This window comes from Flavobacterium sp. AC105 (assembly GCF_979258495.1).
The window spans coordinates 4,453,522-4,466,698 of sequence record NZ_OZ409860.1; the positions used below are offsets into that span (position 1 = coordinate 4,453,522).

The 13,177-nt window shown below is 32.3% G+C and carries 10 protein-coding genes; 1 reads left to right on the forward strand and 9 read right to left on the reverse strand.

The window, feature by feature from the left end:
* Positions 1-34 precede the first annotated feature (34 nt).
* From ACZ0AH_RS18475 to ACZ0AH_RS18485, 3 genes are all read right to left on the reverse strand, one after another.
* Complete coding sequence (locus tag ACZ0AH_RS18475) at positions 35-2,017, reverse strand: putative porin (RefSeq protein WP_463477241.1); 1,983 nt, start codon at positions 2,015-2,017, stop codon at positions 35-37.
* Positions 2,018-2,176: 159 nt separating this feature from the next.
* Positions 2,177-3,619 carry a RagB/SusD family nutrient uptake outer membrane protein gene (locus ACZ0AH_RS18480; RefSeq protein ID WP_463477242.1) on the reverse strand — a complete coding sequence of 481 codons (1,443 nt, stop codon included), beginning with the start codon at positions 3,617-3,619 and terminating at the stop codon, positions 2,177-2,179.
* Positions 3,620-3,623: 4 nt separating this feature from the next.
* Positions 3,624-6,815: a SusC/RagA family TonB-linked outer membrane protein gene (locus tag ACZ0AH_RS18485; protein WP_463477243.1), complete on the reverse strand. Its 3,192-nt coding sequence runs from the start codon at positions 6,813-6,815 to the stop codon at positions 3,624-3,626.
* Positions 6,816-7,146: 331 nt separating this feature from the next.
* Here ACZ0AH_RS18485 and ACZ0AH_RS18490 point away from each other — a divergent pair, with 331 nt between their 5' ends.
* Complete coding sequence (locus ACZ0AH_RS18490) at positions 7,147-7,815, forward strand: ribonuclease HII (RefSeq protein WP_463477244.1); 669 nt, start codon at positions 7,147-7,149, stop codon at positions 7,813-7,815.
* A gap of 62 nt (positions 7,816-7,877) precedes the next feature.
* Here the strand turns inward: ACZ0AH_RS18490 and ACZ0AH_RS18495 are convergent, their stop codons facing one another.
* From ACZ0AH_RS18495 to ACZ0AH_RS18520, 6 genes are all read right to left on the reverse strand, one after another.
* Complete coding sequence (locus ACZ0AH_RS18495) at positions 7,878-8,729, reverse strand: nuclear transport factor 2 family protein (protein WP_463477245.1); 852 nt, start codon at positions 8,727-8,729, stop codon at positions 7,878-7,880.
* A 158-nt stretch (positions 8,730-8,887) separates the two neighbouring features.
* Positions 8,888-9,487, reverse strand: coding sequence for an NAD(P)H-dependent oxidoreductase (locus tag ACZ0AH_RS18500; RefSeq protein ID WP_463477246.1), 600 nt, complete (start codon positions 9,485-9,487; stop codon positions 8,888-8,890).
* Positions 9,488-9,565: 78 nt separating this feature from the next.
* Positions 9,566-10,387: a DUF6597 domain-containing transcriptional factor gene (locus ACZ0AH_RS18505; RefSeq protein WP_463477247.1), complete on the reverse strand. Its 822-nt coding sequence runs from the start codon at positions 10,385-10,387 to the stop codon at positions 9,566-9,568.
* Positions 10,388-10,409: 22 nt separating this feature from the next.
* Positions 10,410-11,108, reverse strand: a complete 699-nt coding sequence (lipB, locus tag ACZ0AH_RS18510) for a lipoyl(octanoyl) transferase LipB (protein WP_463477248.1) — start codon at positions 11,106-11,108, stop codon at positions 10,410-10,412.
* 5 nt (positions 11,109-11,113) lie between these two features.
* Positions 11,114-11,869, reverse strand: coding sequence for a hypothetical protein (locus ACZ0AH_RS18515; RefSeq protein WP_463477249.1), 756 nt, complete (start codon positions 11,867-11,869; stop codon positions 11,114-11,116).
* A 209-nt stretch (positions 11,870-12,078) separates the two neighbouring features.
* The gene (locus tag ACZ0AH_RS18520; RefSeq protein WP_463477250.1) at positions 12,079-12,804 is read right to left on the reverse strand and encodes a hypothetical protein; all 726 of its coding nucleotides are present in this window, start codon (positions 12,802-12,804) and stop codon (positions 12,079-12,081) included.
* Positions 12,805-13,177: the final 373 nt, after the last annotated feature.

Here is a 13,177-nt window from a genome sequence, read left to right on the forward strand (position 1 = left end):
ATATTTAGTTTTAAATAGGAAGCAGAACCTAATTTTATTGGAAGAAATTCCAAACTAAACCAAATCGGATAACAAAATCACGATAAGGATTATTAGGCGCTGAGTAATAATCGGTTTTACCAAAAAGAGCATTTATGTGTTCTCCTTTGAAATAAAATCGGGTCTGACGAATTCTGAAATTTACGAAAACATCAAATAACGGATAATTTCCAATTTCTTTATTCTTCTGAACAAAAAATTCTCCAATAACCGGATTATAATCGTTTGCATAATACTTTGTAAAATAATTAAAAACAATTCCACTCTGCATATACAATGCTTTTTTAAAGAAATAACCTGAGTAATAAAATGTATTTCTGGTTACAAAATCAGGTACATTTAAAATCAAATCAGACTGATCTACTTTTTGATATAACAATGTATTATCTAAAGCAAAAGGACCAAATTTAAATTCTCTGCTTGCTTTTACAGATAAATAATTAATTACATTTCCGTACTGGGCCGGATTTACAATTTGTTCGTAAAAAGCTGTTTCTGCCGGCGTAGAAACGTCTTCAAAATACAAATGATCTTTTAAAACAGAATATTGTACCTCAGCATTTAACCATGGTGTAAAAACATTGGCGCTAAGCGAATTGATTTTTTCGTTTTTAAAATTATTCGACCAATTGTATTTTACGTAACTGCTTTGATATAAATTATAATTGTTATTAGGTAATTTATTAATGTTTCGGTATCTGAAATCGAACTGAATTTTATCATTCAGATTGTATCTTAATTTGGCATCTAAATCAGATAATGATTGATTTGTAATTGATCTTGAATATAAAAAACGCCCGTTCCATTTGTTTTTTTGATATTCGTATTGTCCTCCAAAATTATTGATCTGCTGGAATAAATTATCCGGAATTGTTCTTCCGTCTTTAAAAATTATTATTCTGTTAAACTGATAATTTGATCTATAATCGTCTACAAAAAAATTGAATTTTCCTAAAAGTGAATTCTCATAAGCAAGTCCTACTTTATTATATAATCTTTCGTAATGTGTCTGATCGTTTATATTGTTTGCTACGTAAGATTCTCCAAAACGAAAAGTCGTAGTAGTTCCTCCGGTTGATGACGTAATTGTTGAGGCAACGGTGGGCTGATTGTATTCGAAAAATTTATTTTCGTAATTAAACTGATGCGTTACATATAAATTATTATTTCCGTCAGTTGGGTTTATTCTAAAAGCATGATCAAAAAACAAACGTCTTCCTTTTAAAAATGACTTTGCGTTAGTCAGGAATACTTGTAATCTCTGGCGATTTTTAAAATCTTTATTATCACTTTCAAAATCTTCAGGTGTTGTAATTCCACCATTTTCTTCTGCCGAATTATCCTGGACGGTAAAATGTCCGTTTATAGCATATCTTCGGTTAGTTGTTGCGTAACTCGTTGTAAACCTGAAATTTCCTGCACTAACCAATTGATTTATATAATCTCCTTCTGAACGTAATCCTCTGTAAGCGATAGAAAAATTAAGGTTTTTAGACGTATTTAATGTAATAAATGAATCTACGTTCTGCCCTTTATTTATTGTTGTATTAAAGAACAATTCTGTAAATGGGGTTGCAGCCGAATAATATCTAATATCCTCTGCCTCCATGTAATTAAAATGTTTTCCTTTAAAACCAATCTCCGGATAAGGAGAAAAACTGGTTAAACTGTATTGCAACGTATTATAAACTTGTCCAATATTAGAGAACGGCAAAAGTCCAAAATCATCCTTTCGGATATGGTTTTGTTTGTAGGCACTTTTTAAGGTTAAAGATGTATCGACATAAGTCGTATCGTGTTCTAACGTAATAATTTGATATTGATCAATAGTAGCAACTAACGATTTTTTCTTTTTAACGGTATCAGTTATGCTTGAATATTTTGTATTCATATCTAAACTATTTTTAGAAGTAGTTTTTTCCTGAGAAAACAATAAAGTTGGTACAACTAATAGATATAGAAAAAAGAATATTCTCATTTGATGGCTTTATATGTAATTATTTCGACAAAATTTATCAAGCAAAGGTAAAAGATAAAAACGTATAAAAAAATACTTTTAGTATTGGGAAGTTTTCAAGCTTGCATATAAAAAAACTGCCCAATAATCTTGGGCAGTTTTAAAATTAATGAGAAAAATTTATAAATCGTTTTGAATCATTAAAGGATTAGCATCCATTTCTGCTTGTGGCATCTGGAAAATAAATTTGTTATCCCCAGCCGGAATGTTAAATCTACCGAAAGCCGGATGATTTGTTCCTTCATAATCTCTTAACAAACCAATTCCTAAACGTTTCATATCGTACCAGGCACAACCTTCTCCCCATAATTCAATTCTTTTTTGAAGAATGATTTCACTTATTAAAGCTGCACCGGAATTTGATGATAATATATACGCTGGGTCTCTGGTAATTGTTATTTCGTACAATACTTCTTTTGCCGATGCTTCATTTCCTGATCTTGCAAGAGCTTCTGCCTCGATATAATACATTTCTGATGATCTTAAGTAAATGTAACTGCCTGAATCTATAGTTGGATCTCTGAATTTTATATTTGCATATGCAGGCAAAGATGGATAAGTTGCATTGCCTGATGGAGAAACAAAAGCTTTCTTTCTAAAATCAGTATCTGAAATACTATTATAAAGTTTTTTGTCTATATTTTTATAAACGCCCATTCCTCCGGCATATCCTGATGGATTTGTATTATCAAAATGCCCAAAGAAATTCGCAACAAAAGTCGTAATTGATGAATTCATTGTTGCTCCCCACATAGTTTCATTAGATTTTGTAATATAAAAACCATTCATCCAATCAACTTCGTTAAGTAAGGAATAACCTTGTCTTGCCAAATGTGCTGTAGCAGCAGCATCTGAGTATTTACCCATTTCCAAATAAACATCTGCTAAAAAAGCCTGTGCAACAGTCTTATCAACTGAATCATTGTTTGAACGCTTGTAAGCTGCCAATAACTCGATAGACTCGTTCAAGTCATCTTGTATCAAATCATATACTTCGCTTACTGTTGATCTTGCTTTACCTTCTAATGTTACTTCTGTATAAAGAGGCACACATAGTTTCGCTTCATTTCCTACATAAGTTGGGCCATAAGTACGTGCCAACATAAAATAGAAATACCCTCTTAATGCTAAAGCTTGTCCTCTAATTTCTTTTAATTTTTCATCTGTTGTATTTGATGGAATACCGCCTAATACAATATTTGTAGATTTAATTTGAGGATAATACGTATTCCATATTAATCTTGATCTCGAATTTACTTGTTGTCTTCCTAAATATGTATAAAAGGACTGGTACCAGCTTGATTTAGTCATCAACATATCGTTAGACATCATATCCATCGCAGACAGCACAGATTTATGACCGTAATCTTCGTGATTACCTCCAATTGCTAATCCGTAAGATCGCAATGCAGCATAAATTCCGCTTACAATCGCCTGGTTAGCCGAAGCAGATTTAGAAAGCTGCTCATCATTTATGGTAGATTGAGGTACGGTATCCAAAAATTCCTTATCACAGCCCGTTAACATCAACATCGTTAATGTTATTATTATTATTTTTTTCATGTTCTTAAAAATTAACTGTTAAACCAAATGAAATAGACTTCATTACTCCATATACATTTAGAGACTGACCATTATTAGATCTGGTGCCTAAGTTGTTTAATCTTGGATCCATTCCTTTTCTCTCAGACCATAATGCAAGATTAGACCCCATCAAAGTAAATTTTGTCGATTGAATTCCTAAATCGGTAAGTCTGTCATTTTTAAAATCATACGATATAGAGACATCCTGAATACTTATATAATCTGATTTTATTAAGAAATAATCAGAGGCTCCCATTTGAAAAGTAGAAATATGATCAATTCTTGGTATATCTGAATTTGGATTGTCAACTGTCCATGCTTTTGTTACATCTGTGTGATAATTTTGCCCAATATTATCTGACCCTGAATACATGGCACTTTGATAAATTCCATCATACATATATCCGCCAAATTGGTAAGCAAAACTTGCCTGGAATGTAATATCCCTGAATCTGAAAAGAGTTCCAAAACCACCGTAAACATCCGGATTGGCATCTTTTTTACTCAAATATGTTGTAGCATCTCCAAATACATTAGTAATTAATTTATTTCCGGTTAAATTTCCAGAAGCATCTTTCTCGTCTTTGTACCATAATGCATCTCCATTCGTTTTGTCAACTCCTGCAAATTCCTTCAGGAAATAAGAATACGCAGGCGCACCAACTTCAAAACGATAAATTCCATCTGTAAATGCTTTAGGTAATGATGTTATCTTATTTTTATAATGCGTTGCATTACCCCAAATATTAAAATAAACATTTTTATTTTTAATAATATCAATTCCTAAATTTAGCTCAACACCTTTATTCCCCATATCTCCAATATTTTTTGAAACAAATGAAGTTCCTGTAGATAAAGCAATTGGAAAGTTATAAATCAAATCACTTACATTTCTTTCGAAATATTCAGCTTCAATAGAAATTCTATCAAATAATGTGATATCAAATCCAACGTTTAGATTTTTCGATTTTTCCCATTTAACATTTCTATCTGATTCGAAAACATTTAAAACACTTGCATTACCCTCAGAATCAGGAACAACTTCATATTGCGTCTCATAGGCATAATAATTTCTTAAACTGCTAAAGTAGCTGCGATGACTAATTTGTGACGTTACCGGATAAAGTATATTATCATTTCCTTGTTCTCCGTAACTGCCTTTTATTCTTAAATCAGTAATCCATTTTGTTTTAGGAAAGAATGATTCTTTCATTACAGACCATGCGCCTCCAAAACCATAGAAATTCCCCCATCTGTTTTCTTCTGCAAATACAGAAGATCCATCTCTTCTGAAACTACCATTAACAAAATACTTGTTTTTATAATTATAGTTTACTCTCGAAAAATAGCCTTCAACTTTATACAAATCATTATACCCGTCTACATAACTATATTTAGTAGCATTACTAATAACTGGCAAATCAGGTATTACAACATTACTTTTTTGCCCCGCTAACATTTTTGAAGTAAAGTCAGATGATTCATGTCCTACAAGTACATCAAATGAATGCTGCCCGAAAGTTTTTTTCCAAGATAGTAATTGCTGATTCGTTAATGTATATTCATTTTTAGTTGCTGTTCCTATTCTTCCATTAACTCCCATATCATCACCACCTTCTCCGGTAGTGCTCGTTAAATAATAGCCGGATAATAAATCATATCCAAGATTGTATCTAAAATTAAAATCTTTTAAAAAATCAATAGAAACATAACCTCTGGCACCAAATTTATTCTCCTCATTTAATTTTGTGTTCAATAACGTAGTAGCATAAGGATTAAGATTTGAACCATATGGTCTATCGCCTTGCTGGTTAAAATCATAAGATCGGCTACCGTCTTCGTTATACATCATATTGCCATTACCATCTCTTTGCCAAACTGGATAAATAGGCGCTATATTTCTTGCCCAACCAAACAAATTACTATAAGTTGAAGATGATGTTTTTGAAATTGGAGCGTTTTGATTTGAATGTGCATAGTTGATATTTGTTCCAACTTTAACTTTACTCGAAACAGTATAATCAACATTTGCTCTTAAAGTTACACGCTCAAAATCTGAATTAATTGTATATCCGCCGTCAGACAGATATCCTAATGACAAGTAAGAACTAAGATTATCAGTACTGCTTGATAAACTCAAGTATTGCTCTTGTCTAATGGCATCCCTAAATAATGCTCTTGACCAGTTATCATGGTATAATAACTTCGCATCTGTATTTATTTCTCCGGTAGCCGGATTTATAACCTGATTATTGGCTACATTATAATTATTGTATCCAAGGGAATACGTATCTCCATTAATTAGATTTTGGGCCGCTGTACTTGATGCATTAGCAGACGTTTGCCCCTGATAAATCAAGCCGTTTTTAACCCTGTTATAAACTGCTTTATAATAATCAGCCGGATTTGAAATCATATCATATTCAGGAACAGATCTTGAATTAACTCCAATTTTGGTTTCATAAGTAATTTTTAACTGCCCTTTTTTACCTTTTTTGGTTGTAACTATAATTACTCCATTTGCACCTCTGCTGCCGTATAATGCATTTGACGAAGCATCTTTCAAAAAGCTAATTGATTCAATATCCTGAGTCGCTATAGAATTTATATCTCCATTAAATGGTATACCATCTACTACATATAAAGGTGCGTTAGACGACGAAATAGATCCTATTCCCCTAAATCTTACCTGAGGCGCATCTCCCGGTTGTCCTGAATTTGCACTAATTTGTACACCCGCAACCTTACCAGTCAAGGATTGAACAGCATTAGAAGCTTGTGTAGTTTCTAACATTTTTGAGTCAATTTTAGATACTGCTCCCGTGATTTCTTGTTTCTTCTGGGTTCCAAAAGCCACAACCACAACTTCATCCAATGTCTTACCATCCTCCTGCATTTTAGCATTCACAGTAGACGAAGTCCCAACGGTAACGACAACATCCTGCAATCCCATGTATGAAAACACAATAGCATCTCCGGTTTTTGCCCTAACGACATATTTGCCATCCAAATCGGTTTGAGCACTATTTTTTGTTCCTTTTACATTCACGTTCACACCGGGAATTGGTCCAGCTCCATCTGAAACAATTCCAGAAATCATTCTTTCCTGTGCAAAAGAAAACTGCATAATAAACAGGGCTAAGAAGGTTAAAATACATGTAAATTTTAATCTCATGCTAAATTATTTTGAGTTAATAATTTAACAAAAATGAAATTATTTTCTTACAATAACAATTTTTAAAACGTTAAATATCATTACTTTCTTACTTTATACAAATAAACATAAACAATTGTCTATAAAATCAAGCTGTAAAACACAGATTATCTGAATGATAGATATTTTCATCAATTGTTTAAAAAAAATAATTATAACAAGAAATAAAACGTTAAAAATTAACAAAATGTTCCTTCTCAAAAAAATAGAACCAATAAGTATATAATATTTCGTTAATCTCTACTTCTGTTTTAGAAAAAATTTACAATATTTGCTTTTTAAAATTTAAAAAATGCTTGCAAAAAACTTTTCCGGATTTATTTTCGAAACGGGGACTGATGAAGCTGGTCGTGGTTGCTTAGCCGGACCTGTAACTGCTGCTGCAATAATTTTGCCTGCTGAATTTGAGCACGAAATTTTAAATGACAGTAAACAATTGTCTGAAAAAACAAGAGCGTTTTTAAGACCACTTATTGAACAGCATGCCGTTTGTTTCGCCGTAACGCATTTATTTCCTGAAGAAATCGACGAAATAAATATCCTGAACGCTTCGATGAAAGGAATGCAGGAATGTATTTTGAAATTACATCAAAAGCCTGAATTTATTATTGTGGATGGAAATCGCGCTTTGAACGCAAAACTGGGTTTAAAGAATACTTTTGGAAAACAATTCTCTTCTGCAGAAATTGAATTATTAAAATCGATTCCGAATCAAAGTATCATTCAGGGAGACGGGAAATTCCTGAGTATTGCTGCAGCTTCTGTTTTAGCAAAAACATATCGGGACGAATATATGGAACAAATTCATGAAGAATTCCCAATGTATAACTGGAAACAAAACAAAGGCTATCCAACTAAGGAACATCGCGATGCCATTAGAAAATATGGCACTACAAAATACCACCGAATGAGTTTTAGACTTTTACCGGATCAATTAGAATTAGATTTTTTTGAAGAATAAAAGGCTTATCAAACGATAAGCCTTTTTATTTGGGTTTTTTATTATTTTACTTGTTCCACTTTTTACTTTTTACTTTTTAAGAACTCTGCAAATTGCTTGGTATCAAAATAAAAAGGCCTGATTGCGGTAATCTTTCCGTTTTTTAAATCGAAATGCTCAGAAATTGGCATCGAAAGTGTTTTGCCTGATTTCTTGGCTCTGCATTTTATTGTAAAATAAATAATAACTTCATTTTTAGTGGCATCGCTAAAATAAACAGGTTCTTTTTCTATTTGCAAATCAAAAAATTCAGCTGATTTTGCATACATTTTTGTCCACTCGTTAAAACCAACATAAGTTCCGCCGTAAGGCAATCCTTCTGCCTGGTTATAAACGGCTCCTTCTTCGATTAAAGTTGACATTGCAGTAAGATTTCTGGTTTTAAAAAGATATTCAAAATATTGTGCGACAACTTTAAAATTATCTGCTTCTAGATGTTGCAAAATTTCAGCTTCCGATAAGGTAGCATCTGTATCCCAAAAACCAATAATTTTGCTTACTTGTCCTTTACCATTCAATCTGGCAAAATCACGGCCTGCCATTATGAGTTTATTTTTTGAATCCAGAATTTTCCAATCCCAGCTTACATAGTTGTCTTTTACAACTTTAGATCCTGACGTTAATATCGCATCCGGAAATTTTTTATAAAATTCGTTTATAACATTATTTAAAGCAACGGTTCCTTTTATAGATGCCGAAGGATCTTCGAAAGTACTGTCGTCTAACCAAATTGTTTTTATCAATTTTAATCGCACATCACTATTATGCTCCTGCCATACTTTTTCATAAGCTGCAATTGGACTTAATTTATCCTTCTTTTGAGCAAAAAGACCATTGAACATAAAAAGGAAACAAAGGAAGTAGATTTTTCTCATAAGTTTTAAAATTAAATTTAGTTAAAGCATAATACCAAATTTAGCATAAAAACCCCACAAAACCTCAACATTTTTATAATTTACTATCAATTCAAAATCTTGCCCCTGAACCCATCATTTTTACATTTTTTGCAGTATTTTTTTCCAAAAATAAATTTCTATACAAAAACAGAAACTTCATCCACAGATTTAAAAGCAGCTATAATCTGATTTTTCCAGTCTTCAATAGCTTCAACAGAAGCCCTGTCAGCTTTATCAAAATAAAAATGCTGTTTGATTTCTAATCCGCAATAGGTGAAGATCCCGGTGTCAGAAGTTAATTTCAGAGCTTTATCCATACCAATTGCTTCATATTCTGCATTTGATTTTCCATGCGAATTAATAATGATGGTCTGTTTTCCCGTCAATAAACCTTTTTGAACGCCCTGATCGTATCGATAAGCAAAACCGTAACTAAAAACACGATCAATATAACCTTTCATAATCGCTGGCATTCCCGTCCACCAAATTGGATAAACAAAAATAATTCGATCTGCCCAGTTTATAAAATCCTGTTCTGTTTGTACCTCATTCGCGACTTTTCCCATGCGTTGTCCGTTCATATCTTCTAAAGAAAGAACCGGATTAAAATTGATTTCATATAAATCCCTCACCACAACTTCCTGTCCTGAATTTTCTAAACTTTCCACAACAGTTTCTTTGAAGAAATGATTTAAACTTGCTGAATTTGGATGCGCATAAATAATTAAATTTTTCATGTTTTCTATTTTTAAAGATTGAACATGACAAATGTAGAACGCAAGATTTGGATACAATTGTAAGAAAACGAAAACGGCTTATTCTGGTTTCGAAATACAAATATCATTCTGGAATTTCAGAAATTTAGTTGGGGAAATATCCATATAATATTTAAAATCATGAATAAGCTGACTTTGATCATAATAACCACACCGATCAACAATAGAAAGCCAGTCTGTTTTAAGATCATTTAAAATATCCTGCTGAATTGCTTCAACAGCTTTTAAAAACCGTTCATATCGATTGACTTCTTTAATAGTATAACCAAAAAATTTCTTTTGATTAAGCTGAATATTGCGTTCTGTCTGGTTGGTTTTTGAAGCAATTGCTTTTATCGGATTTAAAGTTTCATCTTTAAAATCAGCTAAAAGTGTTGTAATACTATTTTTATCCCGCAAATAAGGTTTGCAGAAATCTAATATATACCCAACGCGATTTTTTATATCAGGAATCATTTTTAATTCTTCCCATAAAGCAGAAAAACAATTTTCAGGAATTAAAGCATCGGGATGAATGGGCAAGGAATGCGTCAATAAAGCATTCCCGAAAAATCTATAAAAAGCATCTTCTTTAAAATTGGCAACTAAAATTTCTGAATTTGGTTCTAAAGTATACTCGAAAGCTTGTTTTATTGGACCTAAAACCAGACATTTTTCGATTTCTAAAACAGTATTATGCTGTGATTTTAAAGATGATTTTGTTCCAAAATTAAACACCAGAATGGTTTGAAAACTTGGCAACAATGTTTTGGTTATGGGAAATTCTGTTTTGTTTTCGGCAAAATAGAAATGAGAAAAAACAGATTCAAATGCTGAAGGAACAGCAATTTTATAATTGTTATTTTCTTCAGCATTTTTCATTCTATTTATATTTTAGAAGCTTTTAAACAAATTCAGCCTCAAATAATTGAGTCAAATGTTTTATAATTTTGGCTTTTACTTCATCTTCATCCACTTTTTCTACGCCAAGTTCTACTTGCAATGAAGTAACGCCTTTTCCGCGAATTCCACACGGAATAATATTATCAAAATAGCCTAAATCTACATTTACATTCAAAGCAAATCCGTGCATCGTTACCCACCGTGAAGCGCGTACGCCAAGCGCACAAATTTTTCTGGCAAACGGAGTTCCAACACCTAACCAAACACCGGTTTCTCCTTCACTTCTTCCGGATTCCAATCCATATTCTGCCAATGTCAGAATAACTGATTCTTCCAGAAAACGTAAATATTTATGAATATCCGTAAAGAAATTTTCAAGGTCCAAAATCGGATAACCTACAATTTGTCCGGGTCCGTGATACGTAATATCACCGCCACGATTAATTTTATAAAAGGTTGCGCCTTTTGCTTCGAGTTGCTTTTCGTTTAATAAAAGGTTCTCAAGATCACCACTTTTACCCAACGTATAAACGTGCGGATGTTCTACAAACAGCAAATAATTTGGGGTTGGCAATTCGAGTTCTTCTCTTCTGTTTTTGATTTTTAAGTCGACTATGTCCTTAAAAAGTTCTTCCTGATATTCCCAGGTCGATTTATAATCTTTACTTCCTAAATCTTGAAGTTGAATTTTTTTATTCATTTTAATTATTTTTCAAACTCCACATCAAAGTTGAGTTTGTCAGGATTCTCCATATAATCCGTGAAAGGGTACTGAATTGTAATTGTTTTTCGGTCTTCACTAAACAAAGCATCCGGATTCGAAACCTTTTTAATTCGTTTAGGAAAGTGATATTTTATAATATAATTGGAAGAAGCAAAAATCATTTTCGACATATCTGCCGCCGTATCTTTTGCTTTTTCGGCTATTTTTTGTTTGTCGATTATGGCTTTTCGTGTAAATTTTTTTCCGTCGTACGTATAACTTAAGGTACTATTATTGGTTCCTAATCCGCCACCCAAAGGATTCGAAGCGCTTGCGCCGCCTTCTAATTTTTGAAGCGTGCCCATAGATTGCAGAATATCCTGTAAATCATTTACGTTTTTAAAATCTCTCGAAAACGTCATCAGAAATTCCTTTTTCTCTCCATTCATTTTAATATTAACAACAAGATCTTCTAGTTTTTTAATTTCCTTTTGAGCTTCAGGAGATAATTTTGCAATACTATCTTTTTTTTCTGCCAATAATTGTTTGAAAGTAAAAGTCGAATCGATATCTTTTTTTGCATCGGCACCCATTTGGTTTCCAATTTGATCACCCGCCATTGCCATCAAAGACGAACCATCCATATCTACAGAAAATTTTCCGGTTCCGTTATCATTTACATAAATGTTTTCGGTAAAAGTGCAGCTTGTTAATGTTGCTATTAAAAAAGAAAAACTAAGTAACTTATATAATTTCATAGGACTAAATTTTTATCAAATATACGAACTCTATTTTACTTGGTGAATGCTTTATGTGAAGATTACCCACCGATTTGACGGATTTAAACGGATCGTACACTGATTTTTTTTATTTTTTGAAGTGAAGATCTTTGTCAAAGTTTGATAAAGATTAGCCGAAAGAACCTGCGTTCAATCTGTTTAAATTCGTCAAATCCGTGGCCTATAAATTATTCCAAAACCACTTCTAAACTAGTCATTTCAGGGTTTTGAAAACAATCTGAAAGTAAAAATTCTAATGTCATTGTTTTTTTATCAGCACTTATAACTGCTTTATTATTTGAAACCGATTTTATTTTCTTAGGAAAATGATATTGTAAAACGTAGGATTGCGTCATTTTTAAAGTTTTATATTTTGGATCCGTATTCTTAAACCGATCTTTCGCTTTTTGAAGTTCTCCCGTATTTGTAACCGAAACCAAGCGTTTGAAAACCGTTCCGTCAAAAGTATAATCTATATTATAATAATGATTTTCGGCTGTTAAAGCATAATTATTAGCGAGATCATCCGCATAATCTTCGGTTTTGTACAAATCAGGAATATCCAAAACTTTAATAAAATCCTGCGTAAATGTATTTCGGAATTCTTTTTCGAAAGAGCTTTTTTTGAGATGTACTTTTACATTCGAATATTTTTGAAATAACTTTTGTTCTTCAGGCGTATATTTCAAAAACGTTTCGTTGTATTTTGCTATATATTCCTTAAAAACATAAGTTGTATCCTGAAAAGCTTCTTCTCTTGAATAATTTTCTCCTGCCAATTGCATATAACTATTTTCGTCCCGAAGCTGAATAACTTCAATTGTTCCGCTTCCGTCAGGATTGATTGTTATGGTTTCTGTGACTTGACAACTTGTAAGGAGAATTAGAATTATTACGAATGGTATGAATTTCATTTTTGGGAAAGGTTCTGAGGTTCTTACTTGCTAAGATACTAAGGTTTTTATTTGATTACTTGCAGAAATAATATTTTATCGGTTTTTTGTCAGGCTGAGCGGAGTCGAAGCTTTTCGCAAGAAACTCGACAAAGATTAGCGAATTCCTATATGGAGTTACTTACGAAGGCTTCGACTCCGCTCAGCCTGACAATATTGTGTTGAATTATTATAAAAATACATTCCAACTAAAACGTCTAATAGAAACAAAAATTTCTTATCTAGCCCCGATAGAAATGGAAATCCTTTTATGCCGTGGTTCGGCATAAAAGATTGAAATGAATAGCGGGACAAAAAGTGATTGAAATACGATAATTTTCTGCTTCAAAAAATC